A 23,747-nucleotide genomic window follows, 5' to 3' on the forward strand; every position below is an offset into this window, starting at 1 on the left:
CATGGTCGTGGATAGGTGAGCTGGGCGACAGCGGGGGAACAACCGGACGAGGCGCGTGCGGGCGCCCCGGATATGCTCGGGCGCGCACGTGCCTGCCGCAGACCTCTGGAGCACACCCATGGCCCTCAAGATCACCGTGATCGGCACCGGTTATCTCGGCGCGACCCACGCCGCGGCCATGGCCGAGCTGGGCTTCGAGGTGATGGGCCTCGACGTGGTGCCCGAGAAGATCGACAAGCTGCGCCGCGGCGAGGTCCCGATGTACGAGCCGGGGCTCGAGGAGCTGCTGCGCCGGCATGTGGCCGGGATCGAGGGCTCGACCGGCCGGCTGCGGTTCACCATGGACTGGGCCGAGCTGGGCGAGTTCGGCGACGTCCACTTCGTCTGCGTGAACACCCCGCAGCGGCACGGCGAGTACGCCTGCGACATGTCGTACGTCGACTCGGCGATCGCCTCGCTCGCCCCGCATCTGAAGGGCCCCGCGCTGGTCGTGGGCAAGTCGACGGTGCCCGTCGGGTCGGCCGACCGGCTGGCCGCCTACCTCGCCGAGCACGCGCCGGCCGGGGCGGACGCGGAGCTGGCCTGGAACCCGGAGTTCCTGCGCGAGGGCTTCGCGGTGCAGGACACCCTGCACCCGGACCGGATCGTGGTGGGCGTGCGCAGCGAGCGGTCGGAGAAGCTGCTGCGCGAGGTGTACGCCACGCCGGTCGAGGAGGGTTCGCCGTTCGTGGTGACGGACTTCCCGACGGCGGAGCTGGTGAAGACGTCCGCGAACTCCTTCCTCGCCACCAAGATCTCCTTCATCAACGCGATGGCGGAGCTGTGCGAGGCCACCGGCGGCGACGTCGCCAAGCTGGCCGAGGCGATCGGCTACGACGACCGGATCGGCCGGAAGTTCCTGCGCGCCGGGATCGGCTTCGGCGGCGGGTGTCTGCCGAAGGACATCCGGGCGTTCATGGCGCGCGCCGGTGAGCTGGGCGCGGACCAGGCGCTGACGTTCCTGCGCGAGATCGACTCGATCAACATGCGCCAGCGCGGGCGGATGGTGGAGCTGACCCGGCAGGAGCTGGGCGGCGGGCCGTTCCTCGGCAAGCGGGTGGCGGTGCTGGGCGCGACGTTCAAGCCGGACTCGGACGACGTCCGCGACTCGCCCGCGCTGAACGTGGCCGGGCAGATCCACCTCCAGGGCGGCCAGGTCACGGTCTACGACCCGAAGGGCATGGACAACGCCCGCAGCATCTTCCCCACGCTCGGGTACGCCGACTCGGCGCTGGAGGCGGTGCGCGGCGCCCATGTCGTGCTGCACCTGACGGAGTGGCAGGAGTTCCGCGAGCTGGACCCGGCGGAGCTGGGCGAGGTGACGGCCGAGCGGGTCGTGCTGGACGGGCGCAACGCGCTCGACGCGGAGGCGTGGCGGCGGGCCGGCTGGCGCTTCCGGGCGATGGGACGCCCCGGGGCCTGAGGATCCGCTTCCCGCGGGAAGGGTGACGCCGGTTCGGCCGAGGCTCAGTCGGCCGAACCGGCGTCGTCCTGCATTCTGCCCCACCGCGCGCCGGCGTGCCGGGTCTACCCCTGCTTCGCCCGGTAGCGGCGCATCTTCTCGCGAGCCCCGCACACCTGCATCGAGCACCAGCGGCCGCGTCCGCCGGGGCTGCGGTCGTAGTAGGCCCAGTGGCAGGCCGGGGACTCGCACGCCTTGAGGCGCTGCCAGGTGCCGGCCGTGACCGCCTCGGCGACGGCGGCGGCGACCCGGGAGAGCAGCGGCCCCTCGTCGACCGGCGCGAGGGCGGCGGAGCCGTCGGCGGGGTCGACCGTGACCACCAGGGGCGCGCGGGCGAGCAGCTCGCCGAGCGGGACGACCGGGCGGTGGGCGGGGTGTCCGGCGTGCGCGAGCAGGGTGGCCCGCAGCGACTCGCGCAGCGCGCGGGCGTCCTCGACGGCGTCCTCGGTGAGCCCGAAGGGCGCGCGGCCCTCGGGGGTGTCCAGCGCGTCGGCGCCGGTGGCGAGGTCCACCGTGTTGACGAGGTCGTGGACCAGGGTCAGCCGCCCGGGCGGGGCCGCTCTCTCGCTCATGACGCGACGGTACCTTCCCGAAATCTCCTTGCGAGGTTACCGGTTCTGCGGCAGCATGCGGTAACGGTTACCTGTAGGCCGCTTCAAGCGGTAACACGAGGAGGCAGTCATGTCCGTAGCGAAGGTGGGCTCCGTCGTCCTGGACTGTCCGGACCCGCACGCGCTGGCCGGTTTCTACGCCGGTGTCGTGGGCGGCACGCCGGAGGGCGAAGGCGACTGGGTGGACCTCGCGGTGCCCGGCGGTCCGACGCTGGCCTTCCAGCGGGCCGAGGGCCACGTCCCGCCGCGGTGGCCCGCGGCCGACCGCTCCCAGCAGTTCCACCTCGACCTGACCGTCGAGGACCTGGACGCGGCCGAGAAGGAGGTCCTGGCGCTGGGCGCGGAGCCGCTGGACACGGAGGACCGCTCGCGCAGCTTCCGGGTTTACGCGGATCCGGCCGGGCACCCGTTCTGCCTGTGCGCCTGCTGAGATCCCCCGAGAGCCCGCTGAGTCAAGGAGGAACCGATGGCCCCCGTGGCACGACTGCGCAGTGTCGTCCTGGACTGCCCCGACCCGAGTGAGCTGGCGGTCTTCTACGCGGCCGTCGCCGGCGGCACGCCCGTGGCGGAGGACGACGACTGGGTGGTCCTCCAGGTCCCCTCGGGCCCCCGCCTGGCCTTCCAGCGGGCCCCCGGCCTCACCCCGCCGGCCTGGCCGAGCGCCGACCACGACTCCCAGCAGTTCCACCTCGACTTCGACGCGGGCGGCACATGGGAGGAGGTCGACGCGGCGGAGGCGAAGGTCCTGGCCCTCGGAGCGCGCGTCCTGGACCGCGAGGACGACAGGACCAAGGACTTCCGTGTCTACGCCGACCCCGCGGGCCACCCCTTCTGTCTGTGCCGCATCGAACAGCCGTAGGTCACCGCAGGAGCCGGTTCAGCCGTCGAGGGCGCCGATCGTCGCCGTCGACGGCTTGCGGCGTTGTCGGGCCGTGTGGGCCGTGAAGGCGGTGGCGCGCAGGACGCGTTGGACGTTGCCCCAGGTCAGAAGGGCTACGTCGGACTCGTCCCAGCCGCGGCGGAGGAGCTCCGCGATCAGGAGGGGGTAGCAGGACGGGTCGCTCAGTTCCTGCGGGTGCGCGCCGCCCGTGTCGTACGTGCCGGACAGGCCCACGGACTCGGGGCCGGCGACGGTGCGGACGTGGTCGAGGTGGTCGGCGACGTCGCGGACGGTCGGTCCGGCCTGTTCGGCGGTGAGCGGCACCAGGCACAGTCCCTTCGCCTCGCCCACCGCGGCGAGCAGGTCGTCGGGCAGGTTGGCCGGGTGCGGGCGCAGATCGCGGGCGCCGGACCGGGTGAACAGCACCGGTGCCTTGGAGACCACGAGCGCCCTGCGGATCGTGGGGGCGGAGGCGTAGGAGAGGTCGGCGACCATGCCGAGCCGGTTCATCTCGCGGACGACCTCCTCGCCGAACCGGGTGAGCCCGGCCGGGCCCGCCCAGGAGGTGCCGGTGAGGGTGAGCACCCGGACGCCGAGGGCGTGCAGGGAGCGCAGGACGCTCAGGGAGTCGCCGAGGGCGGGCGCGCCGGCGGGACCGAAGAGCACGGCGACCCGGCCGCAGTTGCGGGCGTCGACGACCTCCCCGGCGGTGCGGGCGGGCCGCAGCCCCGCGTCGTGGGCGGCGACGACCCCCTGCGCCAGGTCCAGCTGCTCCAGGGTCGTGGCGAGCGCCCGGTCGCCGTCGTGGCCGTCCGGCAGGTGCAGCGACCAGAACACGGCGCCGACCTGCCCCTTGCGCAGCCGCGGCAGGTCCGCGTCGACGGCGCTCTCCCCCAGGTCGAGGTCGTACCAGGGCAGTCCGCGCAGCGTCCACGGCAGACCGCTGTAGCCGTCGCAGACGGGGTGGGCGGCAAGGACGGCCCGCGCGCGGTCGAGGGGGGCGTCGTCCGGGTCGGAGACGGGCCGGTACTCCTCCGGTCCGACGACCACCGCCTCCTGCGGGTACGGCTCGTCGGCACGGCCCACCTCGGCGGCGGTATGCAGATCGTCCTGGAGATCGGCCATAACGGGGCTCCGTACGTCGTGACCTCGGGCGGTACGGCCACGGTCGCACGGAGCACCCGCGGACTTCCTGGTGAACGCGGCGTTCGGGGTAAGGACGGGCCAGCCCCGCGCCGCGTCCGCCGGTCAGCCGTCCAGCGCCTCGACGGTGGCGTGGGACGGCGCGCGCGTGGCCCGCAGGTCACGGGCCACGTCCTCGGCGTCGCCCAGCACCCGCACCGCGTTCTGCCAGGTCAGCTTGGCCAGGTCGGCGCGGGACCAGCCGCGGTCCAGCAGCTCGGCGATCAGCCGGGGGTAGCCGGAGACGTCGTCCAGGCCGTCGGGGGTGAAGGCCGTGCCGTCGTAGTCGCCGCCGATGCCGAGGTGGTCGATACCGGCGACCTCGCGCATGTGGTCGAGGTGGTCGGCGACCGTGGCCACCGTGGCGACGGGCCGCGGGTGGGTCTCCTCGAAGGCGCGGTGCAGCGTCATCGCCTCGGGGCTGGTGTCGAGGTGGTGGAAGCCGTGCGCGCGCAGGTTCTCGTCGGCGGCCGCCGTCCAGTCGACGGCGGCCTGGAGCACGAACTTCGGCACGAACGTCACCATCGCGACGCCGCCGTTGGCGGGCAGCCGCTCCAGCACGTCGTCGGGGATGTTGCGCGGGTGGTCGCAGACCGCGCGGGCCGAGGAGTGGGAGAAGATCACCGGCGCCGTGCTGGTGTCCAGCGCGTCCCGCATGGTCGTGGCGGCGACGTGGGAGAGGTCGACCAGCATGCCGAGCCGGTTCATCTCCCGCACCACCTCGCGGCCGAACGCCGACAGTCCGCCCACGCCGGGCTCGTCGGTCGCCGAATCGGCCCACGCCACGTTGAAGTTGTGGGTGAGGGTCAGATAGCGCACCCCGAGGTCGTACAACCCCCGCAGCGTGCCGAGGGAGTTGGCGATGGAGTGGCCGCCCTCCGCCCCCATGAGGGAGGCGATACGGCCCTCGCGGCGCGCGGCCTCCATGTCGGCGGCGGTCAGCGCGGGCGCCAGGTCCCGCGGGTGCCGGTCCAGCAACCGCCGTACGCAGTCGATCTGTTCCAGCGTGGCCGGCACCGGGTCGGGGGCGTCGGCGCGGACGTACACCGACCAGAACTGCGCGCCCACGCCGCCGGCGCGCAGCCGGGGGATGTCGGTGTGCAGATGGGCGGACTGGTCGGCGGCGATGTCGCGGGCGTCGAGGTCGTAGGAGACCTGTTCGCGCAGTGCCCACGGCAGGTCGTTGTGCCCGTCGACGACGGGGAACTCGGCGAGCAGCGCGCGGGCGTCGTCCAGGGTGCTCATGCCGGCCGCCCCGCTCACTTGCCGAAGCCGAAACCGGCGCCGGCGCCCTCGGCCTTGGCCCGCAGCCGCTTGCCCTTCTCGGCCGCCTGGTCGTTCAGCTCCTGCTGGAACTCCCGCATGCGGGTGAGCAGTTCCTCGTCGTGGGCGGCGAGGATCCGGGCCGCGAGCAGGCCCGCGTTGCGCGCGCCGGCGACGGAGACGGTGGCGACGGGCACGCCGGCCGGCATCTGCACGATGGACAGCAGCGAGTCCATGCCGTCGAGGTACTTCAGCGGCACGGGCACGCCGATGACGGGCAGCGGGGTCACCGAGGCGAGCATGCCGGGCAGATGGGCGGCGCCGCCCGCGCCCGCGACGATCACCTTGAGCCCGCGGTCCGCGGCCTGCTCGCCGTACGTGATCATCTCGCGGGGCATGCGGTGCGCGGAGACCACGTCGACCTCGTAGGCGATCTCGAACTCGTCGAGGGCCTTGGCCGCCGCCTCCATGACGGGCCAGTCGGAGTCGGACCCCATGACGATGCCAACGACGGGACTCATTCGGTGATCGTGCCTCTCAGGTAGCCGGCTGCGTGACGGGCGCGCTCCAGCACGTCGTCCAGGTCGTCGCCGTAGGTGTTCACGTGGCCGACCTTGCGGCCGGGCTTCACGTCCTTGCCGTACATGTGGATCTTCAGCTGGGGGTCGCGCGCCATGCAGTGCAGGTACGCCGAGTACATGTCCGGGTAGTCGCCGCCCAGCACGTTGACCATGACCGTCCACGTCGCGCGCGGGCGGGGGTCGCCGAGCGGGAGGTCGAGGACGGCGCGGACGTGGTTGGCGAACTGCGAGGTGATCGCGCCGTCCATGGACCAGTGGCCGGAGTTGTGCGGGCGCATCGCGAGCTCGTTGACGAGGATGCGGCCGTCGCGGGTCTGGAACAGCTCCACCGCGAGGTGGCCGACCACGCCGAGCTCCTTGGCGATGGTCAGCGCCATCTCCTCGGCCTTCAGCGCGAGCTCCTCGTCGAGGTCGGGCGCGGGCGCGATCACGGTGTCGCAGACGCCGTTGACCTGCCGCGACTCCACGACCGGGTAGGCGACGGCCTGGCCGTGCGGGGAGCGGACCACGTTGGCGGCCAGCTCGCGCACGAAGTCGACCTTCTCCTCGGCGAGGACGGGCACCCCGGCCTTGAACGGCTCGGCGGCCTCCTCGGCGGAGTCCACGACCCACACGCCCTTGCCGTCGTACCCGCCGCGCACGGTCTTGAGGACGACGGGGAAGCCCTCGCCCTCCGCCGCGAACGCGGCCACGTCGGCCGGATCGGACACGATGCGGTGGCGCGGGCACGGGATGCCGATCGCGTCGAGCTTCGCGCGCATCACGCCCTTGTCCTGGGCGTGCACCAGAGCGTCGGGGCCGGGGCGGACGGGGACGCCGTCCGCCTCGAGGGCCCGCAGGTGCTCGGTGGGCACGTGCTCGTGGTCGAAGGTGATCACGTCGCAGCCGCGCGCGAAGTCGCGCAAGGTGTCCAGGTCGCGGTAGTCGCCGACGACGACATCGCTCACGACCTGGGCCGCGGAATCCTGCGGAGTGTCACTGAGAAGCTTGAACCTGATGCCGAACGGGATGCCCGCCTCGTGTGTCATACGAGCGAGCTGACCGCCGCCGACCATGCCGACTACCGGGAACGTCACGACCCCAGGGTATCCGCCCACGCCAGGGTGGCCGATTCCCGCCCGTCCCGCGGGACGGAAGGGACACACGGTGCCCGTGTGACACGGCGTCCGCAGGAAGATCGCGCGTCCGGGTGGTTAGCATGGCGGAGTTGACGCACTCGACCGACGGGAGCCTGTGGGCGATGGGACAAGGTTCCTCGGGGCTTCGACGGCTCTTCCGCGAAGTGGCCAAGTTCGGCGCGGTGGGGGGAGCCGGGGTGCTGGTCAACCTCGGTGTGTTCAACCTGGTCCGCCAGGCGACCGACCTCCAGGTGGTGCGCGCGAGCGTCATCGCCACCGTGGTCGCGATCGTCTTCAACTACGTCGGCTTCCGGTACTTCACCTACCGGGACCGCGACAAGTCCCGGCGCACCCGCGAGATGTCGCTGTTCCTGCTCTTCAGCGTCATCGGCCTGGTGATCGAGAACGGCCTGCTCTACACGGCGACGTACGGCTTCGGCTGGGACAGCTCGCTCCAGAGCAACATCTTCAAGTTCCTCGGCATCGGCATCGCGACGCTGTTCCGCTTCTGGTCCTACCGCACATGGGTGTTCCGCGCCCTGCCGGTGCGCGAGGAGCCCGTGGCGGGCGGCGGCGCCACGGCCGCCGGGGAGCGGCTCCGGCAGCGCGTGCCGTAGCGCTCTCCTCGCCGCAGCGCGTCCCGCTCAGCGCACCGTCCTGCGGGTCTCCTCTTCCGGGTCCTTCTGCGGGGGCGTGCGGGACAGGAACAGGCCAAACACGGGCGGCTTGGCCTGGAGCATCTCCAGACGGCCGCCGTCCGCCTCCGCCAGGTCCCGGGCGACCGCCAGGCCGATCCCGGTGGAGTTGCGCCCGCTGATCGCCCGCTCGAAGATCCGCGACCCCAGCTCGGCGGGCACGCCCGGACCCTCGTCGGTGACCTCCACGACGACCTGGTTGCCGGTGACCCGGGTACGCAGGGCGACCGTGCCGCCGCCGTGCATCAGCGAGTTCTCGATCAGCGCGGCCAGCACCTGGGCGACCGCGCCCGGGGTGCCCACGGCCCGCAGACTCCGCTTGCCGGACGTCACGATGGCCCGGCCGGCGCTGCGGTAGGCGGGGCGCCACTCGGCGAGCTGCTGCTTGATCACCTCGTCGAGGTCGAAGGTGACGGCGGAGCCGGTGCGCGGGTCCCGGGAGTTGGTCAGCAGCCGCTCCACCACGTCCGTCAGCCGCTCCACCTGCGCGAGCGCGATCGTCGCCTCCTCCTTCACCGTGTCCGGGTCGTCGGTGACGGTGATCTCCTCCAGCCGCATCGACAGCGCGGTGAGCGGGGTGCGCAGCTGGTGGGAGGCGTCGGCGGCGAGCCGCCGCTCGGCGGTCAGCATGCGGGCGATGCGCTCGGCGGAGGCGTCCAGCACGTCGGCGACCCGGTCCAGCTCGGGGACGCCGTAGCGGCGGTGGCGGGGGCGCGGGTCGCCGGAGCCGAGGCGCTCGGCGGTCTCGGCGAGGTCGGTCAGCGGCGAGGCGAGCCGGTTGGCCTGCCGGATCGCCAGCAGCACCGCCGCGATCACCGCGAGCAGCGCCACGAAACCGATGATCAGCAGGGTGCGGGCGACTTCCCTGGTCACCGAGGAGCGCGGCTCCTGGACGGTGACCGTCTCGCCTTCCTCGCCGGGCGCCGTGGCGCTGATGACGTCGCCGTCCGGCTTGGATCCGACCTCGATGGGCGGCTTGCCGGGGATCCGGACGACGGCGTACCGGTCCTCGGGCATCTGGTCGCCGATGATCTCGGCGGTGACCTTGTCCTCGACGAGCAGGCGGCTGTCGACGATGCTGGCCAGCCGCACCGCCTCGGACTCCACGCGCTCCTTGGCGGTCTCGGTGATGGTGCGGGTCTCGACGATCACCAGGGAGACCCCGAAGACGGCGATCACGACGAGGACCACGGCGAGCGTGGACTGGATCAGACGGCGGCGCATGTTCTCTTACCCGGCGGCGGAACCCCGGCGGGGGTTCAGCTCTTCTCGAAACGGAAGCCCACGCCGCGCACCGTGGCGATGTAACGGGGGTTGGCCGCGTCGTCGCCGAGCTTCTTGCGCAGCCAGGAGATGTGCATGTCGAGGGTCTTGGTGGAGGACCACCAGGTGGTGTCCCAGACCTCGCGCATCAGCTGGTCGCGGGTGACCACCCGGCCCGCGTCCCGCACCAGCACCCGCAGCAGGTCGAACTCCTTGGCGGTGAGCTGGAGCTCCTCGTCGCCCATCCACGCGCGGTGCGACTCGACGTCGATGCGGACGCCGTGGGTGGCGGGCGCCTGCTGCGGCTCGGCGGCGCCGCGGCGGAGCAGGGCCCGGACCCTGGCCAGCAGTTCGGCGAGGCGGAACGGCTTGGTGACGTAGTCGTCGGCGCCCGCGTCCAGGCCGACGACCGTGTCCACCTCGTCGGCGCGCGCGGTGAGGATCAGCAGAGGGACCGTGTGCCCCTCGGCGCGGAGCCGGCGGGCGACCTCCAGGCCGTCCATCCCCGGCAGCCCGAGGTCCAGCACGACCAGGTCGACGCCGCCCTGCATTCCGGCGTCCAGGGCGCCGGGTCCGTCCTCACGCACCTCGACTTCGTAGCCCTCCCGGCGCAGGGCGCGGGCCAGCGGCTCCGAGATGGACGCGTCGTCCTCGGCGAGCAGTACACGGGTCATGCGGATGATGGTAGACCCGTGGCCCGAGCCGCAGGGGTGTGATCGGCGGGCTCGCTTCTTACCGGTGTCTCACCCTGCTCTCACCTCCCCGCCCCCTGAGACGGACCTGCGGGTGCGAGGTGCGATGCTGGGCGGACCTTCGAATGGGCGATCGCGGTTCCATCAAAACCTGTGATTCGCGTCTCAAGTCCTTCCATATCCGGCAGTGTCCTGCCGTATGGTGAACCAACGCCTGTTGCACCGCGGGGACCTTTGGCGGCAGTTGACGCCGAGGGTCTCTTTTGTGTGCGGGCCGGCACACCCTGCCGGTCCCTGAAGGAATGACCTGTGGCCGGGCCTTCGCCGCGCGTCGACGCACGGCGGGGGCGTGGATCCCGGTGGTCGCCGTCCGTCGCTCCGTGATCCGGGGCGGCACCCCCCAGGCGTGGGGCGGACGGGACGACCCGCCGGTGCCGGCCAGCCCCCCACCGGGCGCGTACCCGTCTCGCGCGACGCGTCCCGACAGCAAGGAACGACCATGGCGTCCAGCCTGACGAAGGACTCGGTCACCCCGGGCACCCCCGGGTCCGAGAAGACCTTCTTCGGCCACCCCCGCGGACTGGCCACACTCTTCATGACCGAGATGTGGGAGCGTTTCTCCTACTACGGCATGAGGGCTCTGCTCCCGCTGTACCTCGTCGCGCCGGGCGGTCTCGGTCTGAGCGCGGGCACCGCCACCGCCATCTACTCGGTGTACCTCTCGCTGGTGTACCTGCTCGCCATGCCCGGCGGCTGGTTCGGCGACCGGGTCTGGGGCCCCCGCAAGACCGTCGCCGTCGCCGGCGGCATCATCATGCTGGGCCACCTGACGCTGGCCCTGCCCTACTCGGGCACGTTCTACGGCGGCCTCGGCCTCGTCGCGATCGGCTCCGGTCTGCTGAAGGCCAACATCTCCACGATGGTCGGCCAGCTCTACAAGGGCCCGGACGACCCGCGCCGGGACGGCGGCTTCACCGTCTTCTACATGGGCATCAACCTCGGTGCCTTCGCCGCGCCGCTGATCATCGGCACCGTCGGCGAGAGCGTCAACTGGCACCTGGGCTTCGCCCTCGCCGCGCTCGGCATGGGGCTGGGCGTCACGCAGTTCCTGCTGGGCAGCCGCCACCTGGACGCGCAGTCCAGCGTCGTCCCGAAGCCGCTGTCGGCCGAGGAGAAGGTCTCCACACTGCGCAAGGCCGCGCTGTGGGCGGGCATCGCCGTCGTGGCGTACGCGATCGTCGGCTTCTCCGGCCACTACACCCTGAACTGGATCCTGGTCCCGCTGACCCTGCTCGGCGTGATCATCCCGGTGATGGTGCTGGCGCGCATCAAGCGCGACAAGGACCTCGACCGCGCCGAGCAGTCGAAGATGTCCGCGTACATCTGGTTCTTCGTCGCCGCGGCGATCTTCTGGATGATCTACGACCAGGGCGGCTCGACCCTGTCGATCTTCGCCGACTCGTCGGCCGAGAACAGCGTGCTCGGCTGGGACTTCCCGGTCTCCTGGTACCAGTCGGTCAACCCGGTGCTGATCATGGCGCTGGCCCCGGTCTTCGCCTGGATCTGGCTCGCGCTGAACCGGCGCGGCAAGGAGCCGAGCACGATCGTGAAGTTCGCGTCCGGTCTGATGCTGGTCGGCGTCTCGTTCTTCCTGTTCCTCGCCCCGCTGTCGATCGCCGAGGGCGGTCACAAGGCGGCCGCGCTGTGGCTGGTGGCGATCTACTTCACGCAGACCGTCGGCGAGCTGCTGCTCTCCCCGGTCGGCCTGTCGGTCACCACGAAGATGGCGCCCGCGAAGTACGCCTCGCAGATGATGGGCGTCTGGTTCCTCGCCGTCACCGCCGGCGACGCCACGACCGGCCTGCTGTCCATCGCCGGTGTCGACCTCAACAAGACGGGCATCGTCGCCCTGGAGGCGACCCTCGCGGTCCTGGCGGGCATCGCGATCTGGATGTACCGCAGCAAGGTGAAGTCGCTGATGGGGGATGTCCGCTGAGGCGGGTGTCGCGCGCGGCGCACTGAAACGAGGGGCTCCCAGCCGGTGCGGCTGGGAGCCCTTCGGGGTCGGGGGTGCGGGGGGTGTGCGCTGTTCGGCGCCGTTGGACTGGGGGCTCTTGCCGGGTGCCGGCCCGTTGTGGCTGGTCGCGCAGTTCCCCGCGCCCCTGTCGGGGCGCGCCGTGGGGCTGGGGGCCTTCTGCCGAGTGCCGGCACGTCCTGGCTGGTCGCGCAGTTCCCCGCGCCCCTGTCGGGGCGCTGCCCGGGAGGCGCCTGGGGGCGCCTCAGCGGGCTGGGGGGTCCTGGGCGGGTGTTTGTCCGCCGGAAAGCGGAGCGGCCTCCGAGGGGTCCTCTGTGGGTCCTGGAGGCCGGTGCGTGGCGGGTGTCGGGGGGCGACCCGACGACTACGACGGCGTGGCGAGTTCTGCCCAGACCGTCTTGCCCGCCACGTCGGGCGTGCGCAGCACGCCCCAGTCCAGGCACAGGCGCTGGACGATGAACATGCCGTGGCCCCCCGGGCGGCCCGCGCGGTGGGGTGTGCGCGGCGACGGCTGGCCGGTGCCCCGGTCGGTGACCTCGAGGCGGATCACCTTGCGGTCGCAGGTGATGGTCAGCAGATCCGGCCCTTCGGCGTGCAGGCACGCGTTGGTGACCAGCTCGGACACGACGAGCAGGACGTCCTCGGCGGCGGCCCGCCGGTCCGCGGTGGCGGCCGGCAGCCAGCCCCAGTCGTACAGCGCCTGCCGTGTGAAGTCCCGTGCGAGCGGCACGACCCCGCTCTGGTCCTCGAAGCTCAGCCGGCGCGCCTGCGCCTCGCCGGACGGCCCCGGCGGGGGCGCCGGGTCGGCGATCGGCGTGGCCACGCCGCCGTCCGGGGCGTCCGCGGCCGGTGCAGCGCCCCCGGACGTCCCGGAAGCGCCGCTGGGCTCCGGACCGCGGTCGCCCGGCGAGTAGGGCCGGGTGGTGCTCATCAGCGCTTCACCTCACCGTGTCACCAGTTCACCATGCGACATTGCCCGCACTCGGTCGGTCACGCGCGGACGGCCCGAATGGTTCTCGGCACCCTCCCGACCACCGCGTCCGGGACGTGCTGGATGTCTCCTGCCCGAGCCGCCGGACGGAACACCCCCGTATTCGCACGAAAAAACGCGCCGAGTGTCCCCCGCCGTCGGCGGGTGCGGCACGAGCACCCCGCCGGGCCTGCCCGCCCGCGTCACGCGGAATCGTCGGCCAGGGCCGCCTCGAGCGTGTCGTGAACGGCGAACACCGCGTCCGCCCCCGTGATCTCGAACACGCGGGCGACGACGGGCTGCATGCCCACGAGGGCCACCCCGCCTCCGTCCGCCTCGGCCTTCAGCCGGGCGCCGAGCAGCACGTTCAGCCCCGTGGAGTCACAGAACTCCAGCCGGGAGCAGTCGATGACAAGCCGCTTGAAACCCTTGGCGAGGCAGTCCTCCAGTGGCTCCCGCAACAGATCGGCGGTGTGGTGGTCCAACTCACCCGCCGGGGTCACGACGGCACTGGGGCCCTCTTCTCGCACCTCGACCAGAAGCCGGCCCGACTGTGCGCTGCCGACCGTCCCGCGGTCCATGCCGTCTCTCTCTCCCGAGGTCGTGGCTGTTCCTGACGCTCTCGAACATTACGCCTTCCGGCCACGCAACGACACTCTAACAATCACGCACAAACAGACATAAGCGAACAGAACGCACTTGCGGCGGGCTCCGAGCAGCCGGTAGGGCTAGTAAAGACACGTACCCGACACGGCCGGCTTTGGAGGCGCCGCACACCGCAGTGCACGTATCGGCTTCGGCAGCCATATGCCGAGAACGATGGAGGACATCATGTCACCCCGGCTCGACGCATCGCCTACCCGTGAAGCGACGTCGACACCCCTTCCGGAACATCTGGATCCCATCGAGCAGGACGACCTGGGAGTCGTCCAGGACGGTCTCCTCGCCGGACTCCCGGAGATCCCCCCGTACGACGAGGTGGGCCCGGTCGACGCACGGGCCCTGTCCAAGACCCTGTTCGAGCGCCTGGAATCGCTCGACGAAGGCAGTCACGAGTACTCGTACGTACGCACCACGCTCGTCGAACTGAACCTCGCCCTGGTCAAGTTCGCCGCCTCCCGGTTCCGCTCCCGCAGCGAGCCCATGGAGGACATCATCCAGGTCGGCACCATCGGCCTGATCAAGGCGATCGACCGCTTCGAGCACACGCGGGGTGTGGAGTTCCCCACCTTCGCGATGCCGACCATCATCGGCGAGATCAAGCGCTTCTTCCGCGACACCTCATGGTCCGTGCGCGTACCGCGCCGCCTGCAGGAGTTGCGGCTGGACCTGGCCAAGGCCGGTGACGAACTGGCCCAGCAGCTCGACCGCGCGCCGACGGTGGCCGAGCTGGCGGACCGGCTGGGCATCACCACCGACGAGGTCGTCGAGGGCATGGCCGCGTCGAACGCGTACACCGCCTCCTCGCTGGACGCCCAGCCCGAGGAGGACGACGCCGAGGGCGCCCTGGCCGACCGGATCGGTTACGAGGACCACGGACTCGAAGGCATCGAGTACATCGAGTCGTTGAAGCCGCTGATCGCCGAACTGCCGTCGCGGGACCGGAAGATCCTGTCGCTGCGGTTCGTGGCCGGCATGACCCAGTCGGAGATCGGCGAGGAGCTCGGCATCTCCCAGATGCACGTCTCCCGTCTGCTGTCCCGGACGCTGGTGAAGCTGCGCAAGGGCCTCACGGTCGAGGAGTGATCCCGGCCGCGTGACGTCCGTCCTCCAGAGGGCGGCCCGGAGGATCCGGGCCGCCTTTCAGAGGTTCCGGGCCTTGCGGCGCCCCCTCAGACCTCCCGTACGCCCCTGCGCCACACGCCCGTGACCAGCGGGACGCCCGGCCGGTAGGCCAGGTGGACATGGCTGGGGGCGTCGAGCAGCACCAGGTCCGCGTACGCGCCCGGGACGAGCCGGCCGACGTCGGTGCGCCGCAGCGCCGCAGCGCCGCCCGCGGTGGCCGCCCGGACGGCCTCGTCGGGCGTCATCCCCATGTCCCGCACGGCGAGCGCGATGCAGAACGGCATCGACGAGGTGAACGACGACCCGGGGTTGCAGTCGGTGGACAGCGCCACGGTCGCCCCCGCGTCCAGCAGCCGCCGGGCGTCCGGCCAGGCGGCGCGGGTGGAGAACTCCGCGCCGGGCAGCAGCGTCGCGACGGTCGCGCTGTTCGCCAGCGCGTCCACGTCGGCGTCGGTGAGGTGGGTGCAGTGGTCGGCGCTGGCCGCGTCCAGCTCGACGGCCAGCTGCACACCGGGGCCGTACGAGAGCTGGTTGGCGTGGATCCGCGGGTGCAGCCCCTTCGCCTTGCCCGCGGTGAGGACCGCGCGGGCCTGGTCGCCGTCGAAGGCGCCCTGCTCGCAGAACACGTCGATCCAACGGGCGTGCGGCGCACAGGCGTTCAGCATCTCGCCGGTGACCAGGGCGACGTAGCCGGCCGGGTCGTCCGCGTACTCGGGGGCGACGACGTGCGCGCCGAGGTAGGTGACCTCGTCGGTGTGGCGGGCGGCCAGCCGCAGGGCGCGGGCCTCGTCCTCGACGGTCAGCCCGTAGCCGGACTTGGTCTCGAAGGTCGTGGTGCCCTGGCGCAGCGCCTCCGCGAGATAGCGGGTGAGGGTGGCCTCCAGCTCCGCCTCGCTCGCGGCGCGGGTCGCGGCGACGGTGGTGCGGATGCCGCCCGCGCTGTACGGGCGGCCCGACATGCGGGCGTTGAACTCCTCGGTGCGGTCCCCGGCGAACACCAGGTGGGAGTGGGAGTCGACGAAGCCCGGCAGGACCGCGCGGCCGCCGGCGTCGACCCGGTTGTCAGTGGCGGGTGCTTTGCTTGCTTCACCGGTCCACACGACGCGGTCGCCCTCGATGACGACGGCCGCGTCCCGGACCAGGCCGAGGGGGTCGGAGTCGCGGAGGGAGGGGTCGTTGGTGACCAGCGTGGCGATGTTCGTGATGACGGTGGCGCTCATGGTGTCCTCATGGGTCGCGTCCTCATGGTTCGTCAGGCGCGCAAGTCCTGGATCGCCTGCGCGAGGGCTCCGGGCACGTCGGGGACCAGCGTGTGCGCCCCGTCGCGCACCACGTGCCGGCCTGCCACGACCGTGTGCCGCACATCGGCGGCCGTCGCGGCGAATACGGCCGTCTCGGCGCCCAGCCGGGGCAGTGGCCCCGCTGTCCTGACCGAGTCCAGCGCGACGGTGGTGAGGTCGGCGCGCGCCCCCGCCTCGATGACGCCGGTGTCGTCCCAGCCGAGCGCCGCGTGTCCGTCGACGGTGGCCGCGCGCAGCAGGGCCGCGGCCGTCCAGTGACCGCGGGTGCGGGTGCGCAGCCGCTCGTTCAGCTCCATCGCGCGCGCCTCCTCGAACAGGTCGACGACGGCGTGGCTGTCGGAGCCGAGGCTGAGCGGGGAGCCCTCGTTCTGCAGGGCCGCGGCGGGTCCGATGCCGTCCGCGAGGTCGCGTTCGGTGGTGGGGCACATGCAGGTGCCGGTGCCGCTGCCGCCGATCAGGGAGACGTCCTCGGCGGTGAGGTGGGTGTTGTGGACCCCGGTGGTGCGCGGCCCCAGCACGCCGTGCAGGGCGAGCAGTTGGGCCGGCGTGCAGCCGTGCGCCTCCCGGCAGGCGTCGTTCTCGGCGGTCTGCTCGGACAGGTGCACGTGCAGGGGGGCCCGCCGCTCCCCGGCCCAGCGCGCCACCGTCGACAGCTGCTCCGCGGGCACGGCCCGTACGGAGTGCACGGCCGCGCCGATCCGCGCGTGGTCCTGGTCCTTGAGAAGTGAAGAGCGTGCGGCCCAGGCGTCCGCGTCGCCGTCGGAGAAGCGCAGCTGGTGGGCGGTGGGGGGCCGGCCGAAGCCGGAGGAGAGGTAGGCGGCGTCGAGGAGGGTGATCCGGATGCCGGCCTCGGCGGCGGCCGCGAGCAGCGCCTCCCCCATGGCGTTGGGGTCGGCGTAGGGCGTGCCGCCGGGCGCGTGGTGCACGTAGTGGAACTCGCCGACGGTGGTGATCCCGGCCAGCGCCATCTCGGCGTACACGGCGCGGGCGAGCGCGTGGTAGCTGTCCGGGGTGAGCCGCTCGGCGGTGGCGTACATGACCTCGCGCCAGGTCCAGAAGGTGCCGGAGCCGACCTGGACGGTGGAGCGCAGGGCGCGGTGGAAGGCGTGGCTGTGGGCGTTCGCCAGTCCGGGGAGGGTCAGTCCGCGCAGGATCTCGGCGCCGGGCGGGGGCGCGGGGGTGCCGGTGCGGACGCCGGCGATGCGCCCGTCCGCCACGTCGAGGGCGACGCCCGGCTCGACGTGGGCGCCGAGCCACGCGTGCTCCAGCCAGTACGTCCGCGGGGTGGCGGTCACGGGGCGGCCAGTCCTTCCAGTACGTCGGCGAGGGCGAGGACCCCGGCCACGCAGTCGTCCTCGGCGGCGAACTCGGCCGGGGAGTGCGAGACGCCGGTGGGGTTCCGTACGAACAGCATGGCGGTCGGGACGCGTCCGGCGAGGATCCCCGCGTCGTGTCCCGCGCCGGTGCCGAGGACGGGCGCCTTCAGGCCGGCGTCCTTGCCCAGGATGCGGGCGAGCCGGTCGCGCAGGGCGTGGTCGAACTCGACGACGGGGGTGAAGGACTCGCGTTCCACGTCCAGCTGGACGCCGTGGGCGGCGGCGTACGCGCGGGCGGCCCGCTCCACCCCGCCGACCACGGTGTCCAGGCGCTCCTGGTCGGCGGCGCGGGAGTCGAGCCAGCCGCGCACCAGGGACGGCACGGCGTTGACGCCGTTCGGCTCGACGGCCAGCTTGCCGAACGTGGCCACCCCGCCCGCCTGTTCGGCCTCCCGGCGGGCGGCGAGGACGGTCTCGGCGTACGGCAGCATCGGGTCGTGCCGGTCGGCGAGCCGGGTGGTGCCGGCGTGGTTGGCCTCGCCCCGGAAGTCGAACCGCCAGCGGCCGTGCGGCCAGATCGCGGACGCGACGCCGACCCGGTCGCCGGTGAGGTCCAGCGCCCGTCCCTGCTCGACGTGCAGCTCGACGAAGGCGCCGATGCGGCCGAGGCGTACGGGGTCGGGGCCGATGGCGTCCGGGTCGTAGCCGGCGGTCTCCATGGCCTGCGGGAGTGTGATGCCGTCGGCGTCGGTGAGCCGGTGCGCCTGGTCGACGGTGAGCGCGCCCGCGGTGAGCCGGGAGCCGACGCAGGCGAGCCCGAAGCGGGCGCCCTCCTCGTCGCCGAAGTTGACGATGCCGAGCGGCTTCGCCGGGCGGACGCCCCGGCGGCGCAGTTCGTCGAGGGCGGCGAAGGCGGAGACGACGCCGAGGGGGCCGTCGAAGGCGCCGCCGTCGGGCACGGAGTCCAGGTGCGACCCGGTGACCACGGCGTCCCCCTCGGCGGGGTCGCCGAGCCAGGCCCACTGGTTGCCGTTGCGGTCCACCTCGTAGGCCAGACCGCGGCGGCGGGCCTGCTCGCGGAACCAGTCCCGGCAGTCGGCGTCGGCGCCGGTCCAGGCGAACCGGCGGTAGCCGCCGGTCGTGGAGTTCCGTCCTACGGGCAGCAGGTGCCGCCACATCTCGTGGAAGGAGTCCGGTGCGGGCGCGGGCCGGACGGGGGGCTCCGGGGCGGCGGGGGTCGGGTGGGTCATGCCCGCTCGCCCTCACGCATGGGGATGCGCACACCGCGCTCCTCCGCCACCGACTCGGCGATGTCGTACCCGGCGTCGACGTGCCGGACGACGCCCATGCCGGGGTCGTTGGTGAGCACGCGGCGGATCTTCTCGCCGGCCAGGGCGGTGCCGTCGGCCACGGTGACCTGCCCGGCGTGGAGGGAGCGGCCCATGCCGACGCCGCCGCCGTGGTGGATCGACACCCAGGAGGCGCCGGAGGCCACGTTGACCATGGCGTTGAGCAGCGGCCAGTCGGCGATGGCGTCGGACCCGTCGAGCATCGCCTCGGTCTCCCGGTAGGGGGAGGCCACGGAGCCGCAGTCGAGGTGGTCGCGTCCGATGACGACCGGCGCGGACAGCTCGCCGCTCGCGACCATGTCGTTGAAGCGCTCGCCGGCCTTGTCGCGCTCGCCGTAGCCGAGCCAGCAGATGCGGGCGGGCAGGCCCTGGAAGTGGACCCGCTCACCGGCCAGCGTGATCCAGCGGGCCAGGGACTCGTTCTCCGGGAAGAGGTCGAGGATCGCGCGGTCGGTCTTCGCGATGTCGGCGGGGTCGCCGGAGAGGGCGGCCCAGCGGAAGGGGCCCTTGCCCTCGCAGAACAGCGGGCGGATGTAGGCGGGGACGAAGCCGGGGAAGGCGAACGCCCGCTCGTACCCGGCGAGCTGGGCCTCTCCGCGGATGGAGTTGCCGTAGTCGAACACCTCGGCGCCGGCGTCCTGGAAGCCGACCATCGCCTCGACGTGCCGGGCCATGGACTCGCGGGCGCGCGTGGTGAAGCCGGCCGGGTCCTTGGCGGCCGCGTCGGCCATGTCCTCGAAGGCCGTGCCGAGGGGGAGGTAGGCCAGGGGGTCGTGGGCGGAGGTCTGGTCGGTGACGATGTCGATGGGCGCGCCCATGGCGAGGAGCCGCGGGACGGTGTCGGCCGCGTTGCCGAGGACGCCGATGGACAGCGGCCTGCGCCGGTCGCGTGCCTCGACGGCGAGCCGCAGCGCGTGGTCGAGGGAGTCGGCCCTCACGTCGAGGTACCGGTGCTCGATGCGGCGGTCGATGGCGCGCGGGTCGCAGTCGACGCAGATCGCCACGCCGTCGTTCATGGTCACGGCGAGCGGCTGGGCGCCGCCCATGCCGCCGAGTCCGGCGGTGAGGGTGATGGTGCCGGCGAGGGAGCCGCCGAAGCGCTTGGCGGCGACGGCGGCGAAGGTCTCGTAGGTGCCCTGGAGGATGCCCTGGGTGCCGATGTAGATCCAGGAGCCGGCGGTCATCTGCCCGTACATGGTCAGGCCGAGCTGCTCCAGGCGCCGAAACTCCTCCCAGTTCGCCCAGTCGCCGACCAGGTTGGAGTTGGCGATGAGAACGCGCGGCGCCCACTCGTGGGTCTGCATCACGCCGACGGGGCGGCCTGACTGGACGAGCATCGTCTCGTCCTGCTTGAGCCCCTTCAGGGTGCGGACCATGGCGTCGAAGGAGCGCCAGTCGCGGGCCGCCTTGCCGGTGCCGCCGTAGACGACGAGCTTGTCGGGGTGCTCGGCGACCTCCGGGTCGAGGTTGTTCTGCAGCATGCGCAGGGCGGCCTCCTGCTGCCACCCCAGGGCGTTCAGCTCGCTGCCGCGCGGTGCTCGAACGGGACGAGGTCCTGACATGGGGCGCCTCCAGGTGGCCACACGACGTCTGCAGATATTCACATCCTGGCTATCTGAATAGACCTAGTCAATACAGGGGGTGCGTCGGTGCCGCCGTCCGGGGGATGTTTGGCTGGATGCATGCGCGCGAACGAGCAGACCAGTGACAGGACGGGCGACGTGACGGCCGGGACCGACCCGCGGGCCGCCGGGCGGGCGGCCCGCCGGGACGCCGCGGTGCGGGCGGCCGTGGAGCAGGGGCTTCTCGACACCGACGCGCCCCTCGTGGCGCTGCTGGACGCCACCGGCATCCGCGAGTCGGCGGCGGACCTGCGGGCCGCCTTCGAGGCCGTGACCGCGCCCGGCACGCCGGTGCTGCACGCCTTCGCGGTGAAGGCGAGCCCGCTGGTGCCGGTGCTGCGGCTGCTGCGCGAGGAGGGCATCGGCGCGGAGGTGGCCAGCCCGGGCGAGCTGGCGCTGGCGCGCGCCGCGGGCGTGGAGCCGGGGCGCACGGTGCTGGACTCCCCCGCCAAGACGCTCGCCGAGCTGCGGGAGGCGCTGGAGCTGGGCATCGCCGTCAACGCGGACAACCCGCAGGAGCTGGAGCGGATCGACGCGCTGGTGGCCGGCACGGACGTCCGCTCACCGCTCGGTATCCGGGTGAACCCGCAGGTCGGGGGCGGTTCCATCGAGGCGCTGTCGACCGCCACGGCCACCTCGAAGTTCGGTGTGGCGCTGCGGGACGAGGGCGCGCGGGAGTGGGTGATCCAGGCGTACCTGGACCGGCCGTGGCTGACCCGGCTGCACGCCCACACCGGCTCCCAGGGCATCGCCCTGACGATGATGGCGCGCGGGGTCGCGGAGACGTACGAGCTGGCGGAGGAGATCAACCGGCGGGCCGGACGGCGCCAGGTCGACACCCTCGACATCGGCGGCGGACTGCCGGTGAACTTCGCCTCCGAGGAGAGCCGCCCCACCTACGCGGAGTACGCGCGGCTGCTGAAGGAGACGGTGCCGGGGCTGTTCGACGGGCGGTACGGGCTGGTCACCGAGTTCGGCCGGTCCCTGCTGGCCAAGCACGGCACGGTGATCACACGCGTGGAGTACGCCAAGAGCGCGGGCGGCCGGCCGGTCGCGGTGACCCACGCGGGCGTGCAGGTCGCGACGCGCACGGTGTACGCGCCGGAGTCGTGGCCGCTGCGGATCGCCGCGTACGACGCGAAGGGGCTGCCCAAGGAGGGCCCGGCGGTCGTCCAGGACGTGGCGGGCCCGGCCTGCTTCGCGGGCGACCTGCTGGCGCAGGGTCAGGAACTGCCGCTGCTGGAGCAGGGCGACTACGCCGCGGCGCTGGACACGGGCGCGTACTACTTCGCGCACCACTACGCGTACAACTCGCTCCCGCGCCCTGCCGTCCTCGGCTACGCGCAGGACGCCTCCGGCGGCATCACCTTCGCGACGGTCCGCCCGGCCCAGCCGATCGAGGAGATCGTCGCGGAGTCGGGCGCGGCCCACGCGGACGCCCTGACCCACCTGGGCTGACCCCGCCTCCGGCACGACCGAAGGGGGCACGGGCAGGCACCCGCACCCCGCGCCCCGGACCGGCGCGTCCGCCCCGGGCGCGCCGCGGGGTCCGGGGCCCGGCCGCCACACGCCGACGGACCCCGAGTACCGACGCGGCACGCACCGGTGCGCCCATGGCCCGCGCGGGCGAGCCCGGGCCGGCCCGGCCCACACGGACGCCCTGACCCACCTGGGCTGACCCCGCCTCCGGCGTGACCGGATGCGGCGTGCCTGCTCCCCGGGTGCGCGTGCCGGGCCGGCGCGGCCGTGTGAGGGGCAGGCACGCCTGTACATCCCGGGCGCGTGACCGCCACGCGCCCGGGATGGTCCCGCCTACGCCGCCTTGACCAGCCTGCGCCGTGCTCCGCCCGGGGCCGCGTCGCCCGCGGCGATGCCCGTCGTGCGGAAGGCCTTGACGGCGCGTCCGGCGGGCCGGCCCGCGCCCTTGCGGAGCCAGTCCACGCGGACCCACAGCAGCACCTCGTCGGCGCGCTCCAGGCGGCCGATCCACGCCGCCTTCAGCCACAGCCCCGCACCGCACCCGGCGAGCAGCAGTCCGGCCGCGGCGGGCGCCGCGAGCGCCGAGCCGAGCGCGGCGAGGAAGGCGAGCAGCAGCCACCAGCGGTGCGCCCGGCGCCAGTTGCGCGTGGTGACCGCGCGGTCCTGCAGCACGTCGTGCCGGCCCGCGCGGGCCGCCGCACGGGCCAGTGCGCTGTACCGTCCCCGCCGCGTGAGCGCCACGAGGGCCGCGGCCACGAGGAACAGCGCGGCTCCGCCGAGCACGCCGATCCGCAGCCCCGTCAGACCCGGCACGAACGCCCCGGCGCCCGCGGCCACGACTCCCAGCCACCACAGTGGCGCGGCCCCGGCCCGTACGACGACGGCCACCCGGGCCAGCCCCTGTCCTCCGCGCGTCACGTCCAGCCTCCCGTCTTCCGATTCCTGAGGAAGTCCATCTGTGGGAAGTCCCTTACCTGGGAAACGCCTTCGAGGGAAGTCCCCTGTGACGGACGCTAGCGCGGGAAGCTGAGACGAGTCTGAGAAGACGCGGCGTCACTCCACGAACAGCCCGCGCGCCGCCGCCCGGGTGTCGAACTCCTCCAGCCGTGCCTGCGCGTCGGGCAGGTCGTCGCACATCGCCTCCAGCAGCACCCGCCCCAGCAGCATCGGCGCGCACGCGGTGTCGAACACCAGCGCCGTGCCGACGGCGGCCGGCAGCAGCAGGTCGGACACCTTGGCGACCGGCGCGAACGGCGAGTCGGCGACGGTGACGACGGTCAGCCCCGTCTCCTTGGCGTGGGCGAGCGCGTCCAGGACCTCGCGCGGATGCCGCGGCAGCGCGAAGCACAGCAGCGCCGAGGCCCCGGCCCGCACGGCCGCGTCGATCCGGTCGAGCAGCATCGTGCCGCCCTCGTTGAGCAGCCGTACGTCCGGGTGGACCTTGGCGGCGAAGTAGGCGAAGCCGTGCGCCTGGGCGGCGGCGGCCCGCAGGCCGAGCACGGGCAGCGGCCGGCTCTCCGCGAGCACCCGCCCCGCCCTCCGCACGGGCGCGGGGTCGGCCAGCACCTCCGCGAGATGCCGCAGGTTCTCGATCTCGGCCTCGACGGCCTGCTGGTACTCGTTGGACGAGCCGGTCTCCGGGGCGGGTTCGGCCGGCGCGACCTCGCGCAGGTGGCGGCGCAGCGCGGGGTAGCCGTCGAAGCCGAGGGCGACCGCGAACCGGGTCACGGAGGGCTGGCTCACCCCGGCCAGTTCGGCCAGCTCCACGCTCGACAGGAACGGCACATCGGCGGCGCGCCGCACCATGCTGTGGGCGATGCGCCGCTGGGTGGGCGTCAGCCGGTGCCCCTCGAAGAGCGCCTGGAGACGCGCCGCGGGGCTCTCGGTGCCGCTCATGACCTGACTCCCCCTCGGCCGTCCCCGGCCCATTCATCCGTCGTGACTTCTGCATGCCGTTATACAGGCGAACGCCGCCCCGCGCCGGGCGGACGCCGTACCCGCACCGATCACGCCATGTCGTGCCTCCGGCGCCCTCTTCCCGGACACGTCCGGATCTCGACGATTTCGCCACGAGGTCCGCGCGCCCGGGAACGGCCGGATAGCG

22 protein-coding genes are annotated in these 23,747 nt (G+C 73.0%); 7 read left to right on the forward strand and 15 right to left on the reverse strand.

The genetic code is table 11. The features are described 5' to 3' along the window. Positions 1 to 118: 118 nt before the first annotated feature. On the forward strand, positions 119 to 1,462 hold the full coding sequence (locus tag ACP7TJ_RS12760; RefSeq protein WP_093763865.1) for a UDP-glucose dehydrogenase family protein: 1,344 nt from the start codon (positions 119 to 121) through the stop codon (positions 1,460 to 1,462). A gap of 104 nt (positions 1,463 to 1,566) precedes the next feature. Here ACP7TJ_RS12760 and ACP7TJ_RS12765 read toward each other — a convergent pair whose 3' ends face one another. Next, positions 1,567 to 2,073 (reverse strand): CGNR zinc finger domain-containing protein, encoded by a 507-nt coding sequence (locus ACP7TJ_RS12765; RefSeq protein ID WP_167744874.1) that lies wholly within the window; start codon positions 2,071 to 2,073, stop codon positions 1,567 to 1,569. A 109-nt stretch (positions 2,074 to 2,182) separates the two neighbouring features. Between ACP7TJ_RS12765 and ACP7TJ_RS12770 the strand changes: the two genes are divergently transcribed. After that, positions 2,183 to 2,542 carry a VOC family protein gene (locus ACP7TJ_RS12770; RefSeq protein ID WP_427763210.1) on the forward strand — a complete coding sequence of 120 codons (360 nt, stop codon included), beginning with the start codon at positions 2,183 to 2,185 and terminating at the stop codon, positions 2,540 to 2,542. Positions 2,543 to 2,578: 36 nt separating this feature from the next. Beyond that, entirely contained in the window at positions 2,579 to 2,971 is a 393-nt protein-coding gene (locus ACP7TJ_RS12775) for a VOC family protein (protein ID WP_093763862.1), read from the forward strand. 18 nt (positions 2,972 to 2,989) lie between these two features. On the opposite strand, the gene ACP7TJ_RS12780 is transcribed toward ACP7TJ_RS12775, so the two are convergent. The 4 genes from ACP7TJ_RS12780 to ACP7TJ_RS12795 form a co-directional block, all read right to left on the reverse strand. Beyond that, the gene (locus ACP7TJ_RS12780) at positions 2,990 to 4,117 is read right to left on the reverse strand and encodes a dipeptidase (RefSeq protein ID WP_167744872.1); all 1,128 of its coding nucleotides are present in this window, start codon (positions 4,115 to 4,117) and stop codon (positions 2,990 to 2,992) included. Positions 4,118 to 4,240: 123 nt separating this feature from the next. After that, entirely contained in the window at positions 4,241 to 5,419 is a 1,179-nt protein-coding gene (locus ACP7TJ_RS12785) for a dipeptidase (protein ID WP_167744871.1), read from the reverse strand. Positions 5,420 to 5,433: 14 nt separating this feature from the next. Next, a complete protein-coding gene (purE, locus tag ACP7TJ_RS12790) occupies positions 5,434 to 5,958 on the reverse strand; it encodes a 5-(carboxyamino)imidazole ribonucleotide mutase (protein ID WP_189911965.1) in 525 nt (174 codons plus the stop codon). Further along, positions 5,955 to 7,094 carry a 5-(carboxyamino)imidazole ribonucleotide synthase gene (locus tag ACP7TJ_RS12795; protein WP_093763858.1) on the reverse strand — a complete coding sequence of 380 codons (1,140 nt, stop codon included), beginning with the start codon at positions 7,092 to 7,094 and terminating at the stop codon, positions 5,955 to 5,957. The genes purE and ACP7TJ_RS12795 overlap by 4 nt, the downstream gene beginning before the upstream one ends. A 164-nt stretch (positions 7,095 to 7,258) precedes the next feature. Between ACP7TJ_RS12795 and ACP7TJ_RS12800 the strand changes: the two genes are divergently transcribed. Continuing rightward, the gene (locus tag ACP7TJ_RS12800) at positions 7,259 to 7,753 is read left to right on the forward strand and encodes a GtrA family protein (protein ID WP_093763878.1); all 495 of its coding nucleotides are present in this window, start codon (positions 7,259 to 7,261) and stop codon (positions 7,751 to 7,753) included. 27 nt (positions 7,754 to 7,780) lie between these two features. Here the strand turns inward: ACP7TJ_RS12800 and ACP7TJ_RS12805 are convergent, their stop codons facing one another. Both ACP7TJ_RS12805 and ACP7TJ_RS12810 read right to left on the reverse strand, forming a co-directional pair. Beyond that, complete coding sequence (locus ACP7TJ_RS12805; RefSeq protein WP_193460074.1) at positions 7,781 to 9,055, reverse strand: ATP-binding protein; 1,275 nt, start codon at positions 9,053 to 9,055, stop codon at positions 7,781 to 7,783. Between the two features lie 35 nt (positions 9,056 to 9,090). Then, positions 9,091 to 9,768 carry a response regulator transcription factor gene (locus ACP7TJ_RS12810; protein WP_093763856.1) on the reverse strand — a complete coding sequence of 226 codons (678 nt, stop codon included), beginning with the start codon at positions 9,766 to 9,768 and terminating at the stop codon, positions 9,091 to 9,093. A 517-nt stretch (positions 9,769 to 10,285) separates the two neighbouring features. Between ACP7TJ_RS12810 and ACP7TJ_RS12815 the strand changes: the two genes are divergently transcribed. Then, complete coding sequence (locus ACP7TJ_RS12815; RefSeq protein WP_093763855.1) at positions 10,286 to 11,782, forward strand: oligopeptide:H+ symporter; 1,497 nt, start codon at positions 10,286 to 10,288, stop codon at positions 11,780 to 11,782. A gap of 403 nt (positions 11,783 to 12,185) precedes the next feature. Here the strand turns inward: ACP7TJ_RS12815 and ACP7TJ_RS12820 are convergent, their stop codons facing one another. Continuing rightward, positions 12,186 to 12,752, reverse strand: coding sequence for an ATP-binding protein (locus ACP7TJ_RS12820; RefSeq protein WP_427763215.1), 567 nt, complete (start codon positions 12,750 to 12,752; stop codon positions 12,186 to 12,188). A gap of 242 nt (positions 12,753 to 12,994) precedes the next feature. Then, a complete protein-coding gene (locus ACP7TJ_RS12825) occupies positions 12,995 to 13,372 on the reverse strand; it encodes an STAS domain-containing protein (RefSeq protein WP_093763853.1) in 378 nt (125 codons plus the stop codon). Positions 13,373 to 13,622: 250 nt separating this feature from the next. Between ACP7TJ_RS12825 and ACP7TJ_RS12830 the strand changes: the two genes are divergently transcribed. Further along, the gene (locus tag ACP7TJ_RS12830) at positions 13,623 to 14,537 is read left to right on the forward strand and encodes an RNA polymerase sigma factor SigF (RefSeq protein ID WP_093763877.1); all 915 of its coding nucleotides are present in this window, start codon (positions 13,623 to 13,625) and stop codon (positions 14,535 to 14,537) included. Positions 14,538 to 14,623: 86 nt separating this feature from the next. Here ACP7TJ_RS12830 and hutI read toward each other — a convergent pair whose 3' ends face one another. The 4 genes from hutI to hutU are packed head-to-tail and all read right to left on the reverse strand — an operon-like array spanning position 14,624 to position 20,104. Then, positions 14,624 to 15,796 carry an imidazolonepropionase gene (hutI, locus tag ACP7TJ_RS12835; RefSeq protein ID WP_427763218.1) on the reverse strand — a complete coding sequence of 391 codons (1,173 nt, stop codon included), beginning with the start codon at positions 15,794 to 15,796 and terminating at the stop codon, positions 14,624 to 14,626. A gap of 32 nt (positions 15,797 to 15,828) precedes the next feature. Beyond that, positions 15,829 to 17,172 (reverse strand): formimidoylglutamate deiminase, encoded by a 1,344-nt coding sequence (locus ACP7TJ_RS12840; protein WP_093763851.1) that lies wholly within the window; start codon positions 17,170 to 17,172, stop codon positions 15,829 to 15,831. Continuing rightward, the gene (locus tag ACP7TJ_RS12845) at positions 17,169 to 18,443 is read right to left on the reverse strand and encodes an allantoate amidohydrolase (protein ID WP_266397815.1); all 1,275 of its coding nucleotides are present in this window, start codon (positions 18,441 to 18,443) and stop codon (positions 17,169 to 17,171) included. Before ACP7TJ_RS12845 ends, ACP7TJ_RS12840 begins: the two co-directional genes overlap by 4 nt. After that, the gene (gene hutU, locus ACP7TJ_RS12850) at positions 18,440 to 20,104 is read right to left on the reverse strand and encodes a urocanate hydratase (RefSeq protein ID WP_367491639.1); all 1,665 of its coding nucleotides are present in this window, start codon (positions 20,102 to 20,104) and stop codon (positions 18,440 to 18,442) included. The genes ACP7TJ_RS12845 and hutU overlap by 4 nt, the downstream gene beginning before the upstream one ends. A 120-nt stretch (positions 20,105 to 20,224) precedes the next feature. Here hutU and ACP7TJ_RS12855 point away from each other — a divergent pair, with 120 nt between their 5' ends. Further along, positions 20,225 to 21,622, forward strand: a complete 1,398-nt coding sequence (locus ACP7TJ_RS12855) for a diaminopimelate decarboxylase (protein ID WP_193460079.1) — start codon at positions 20,225 to 20,227, stop codon at positions 21,620 to 21,622. Positions 21,623 to 21,976: 354 nt separating this feature from the next. Here the strand turns inward: ACP7TJ_RS12855 and ACP7TJ_RS12860 are convergent, their stop codons facing one another. Continuing rightward, positions 21,977 to 22,561, reverse strand: coding sequence for a hypothetical protein (locus ACP7TJ_RS12860; protein ID WP_367496462.1), 585 nt, complete (start codon positions 22,559 to 22,561; stop codon positions 21,977 to 21,979). Between the two features lie 135 nt (positions 22,562 to 22,696). Further along, entirely contained in the window at positions 22,697 to 23,539 is an 843-nt protein-coding gene (locus tag ACP7TJ_RS12865; protein ID WP_167744863.1) for a MurR/RpiR family transcriptional regulator, read from the reverse strand. Positions 23,540 to 23,747: the final 208 nt, after the last annotated feature.

Source organism: Streptomyces sp. DSM 41931, from assembly GCF_050271085.1.
GTDB classification, from domain to species: domain Bacteria; phylum Actinomycetota; class Actinomycetes; order Streptomycetales; family Streptomycetaceae; genus Streptomyces; species Streptomyces albogriseolus.

Bases quoted from the DNA above. Each gene is read 5' to 3' on its own strand.
- ACP7TJ_RS12845 (WP_266397815.1), bottom strand. From the start codon at position 18,443: ATGACCCACCCGACCCCCGCCGCCCCGGAGCCCCCCGTCCGGCCCGCG.
- ACP7TJ_RS12770 (WP_427763210.1), top strand. From the start codon at position 2,183: ATGTCCGTAGCGAAGGTGGGCTCCGTCGTCCTGGACTGTCCGGACCCG.
- ACP7TJ_RS12865 (WP_167744863.1), bottom strand. From the start codon at position 23,539: ATGAGCGGCACCGAGAGCCCCGCGGCGCGTCTCCAGGCGCTCTTCGAG.
- ACP7TJ_RS12805 (WP_193460074.1), bottom strand. From the start codon at position 9,055: ATGCGCCGCCGTCTGATCCAGTCCACGCTCGCCGTGGTCCTCGTCGTG.
- ACP7TJ_RS12785 (WP_167744871.1), bottom strand. From the start codon at position 5,419: ATGAGCACCCTGGACGACGCCCGCGCGCTGCTCGCCGAGTTCCCCGTC.
- hutU (WP_367491639.1), bottom strand. From the start codon at position 20,104: ATGTCAGGACCTCGTCCCGTTCGAGCACCGCGCGGCAGCGAGCTGAAC.
- ACP7TJ_RS12815 (WP_093763855.1), top strand. From the start codon at position 10,286: ATGGCGTCCAGCCTGACGAAGGACTCGGTCACCCCGGGCACCCCCGGG.
- ACP7TJ_RS12855 (WP_193460079.1), top strand. From the start codon at position 20,225: ATGCGCGCGAACGAGCAGACCAGTGACAGGACGGGCGACGTGACGGCC.
- ACP7TJ_RS12825 (WP_093763853.1), bottom strand. From the start codon at position 13,372: ATGGACCGCGGGACGGTCGGCAGCGCACAGTCGGGCCGGCTTCTGGTC.
- ACP7TJ_RS12780 (WP_167744872.1), bottom strand. From the start codon at position 4,117: ATGGCCGATCTCCAGGACGATCTGCATACCGCCGCCGAGGTGGGCCGT.
- ACP7TJ_RS12765 (WP_167744874.1), bottom strand. From the start codon at position 2,073: ATGAGCGAGAGAGCGGCCCCGCCCGGGCGGCTGACCCTGGTCCACGAC.
- purE (WP_189911965.1), bottom strand. From the start codon at position 5,958: ATGAGTCCCGTCGTTGGCATCGTCATGGGGTCCGACTCCGACTGGCCC.
- ACP7TJ_RS12775 (WP_093763862.1), top strand. From the start codon at position 2,579: ATGGCCCCCGTGGCACGACTGCGCAGTGTCGTCCTGGACTGCCCCGAC.
- ACP7TJ_RS12810 (WP_093763856.1), bottom strand. From the start codon at position 9,768: ATGACCCGTGTACTGCTCGCCGAGGACGACGCGTCCATCTCGGAGCCG.
- ACP7TJ_RS12760 (WP_093763865.1), top strand. From the start codon at position 119: ATGGCCCTCAAGATCACCGTGATCGGCACCGGTTATCTCGGCGCGACC.
- ACP7TJ_RS12820 (WP_427763215.1), bottom strand. From the start codon at position 12,752: ATGAGCACCACCCGGCCCTACTCGCCGGGCGACCGCGGTCCGGAGCCC.
- ACP7TJ_RS12830 (WP_093763877.1), top strand. From the start codon at position 13,623: ATGTCACCCCGGCTCGACGCATCGCCTACCCGTGAAGCGACGTCGACA.
- ACP7TJ_RS12800 (WP_093763878.1), top strand. From the start codon at position 7,259: ATGGGACAAGGTTCCTCGGGGCTTCGACGGCTCTTCCGCGAAGTGGCC.
- hutI (WP_427763218.1), bottom strand. From the start codon at position 15,796: ATGAGCGCCACCGTCATCACGAACATCGCCACGCTGGTCACCAACGAC.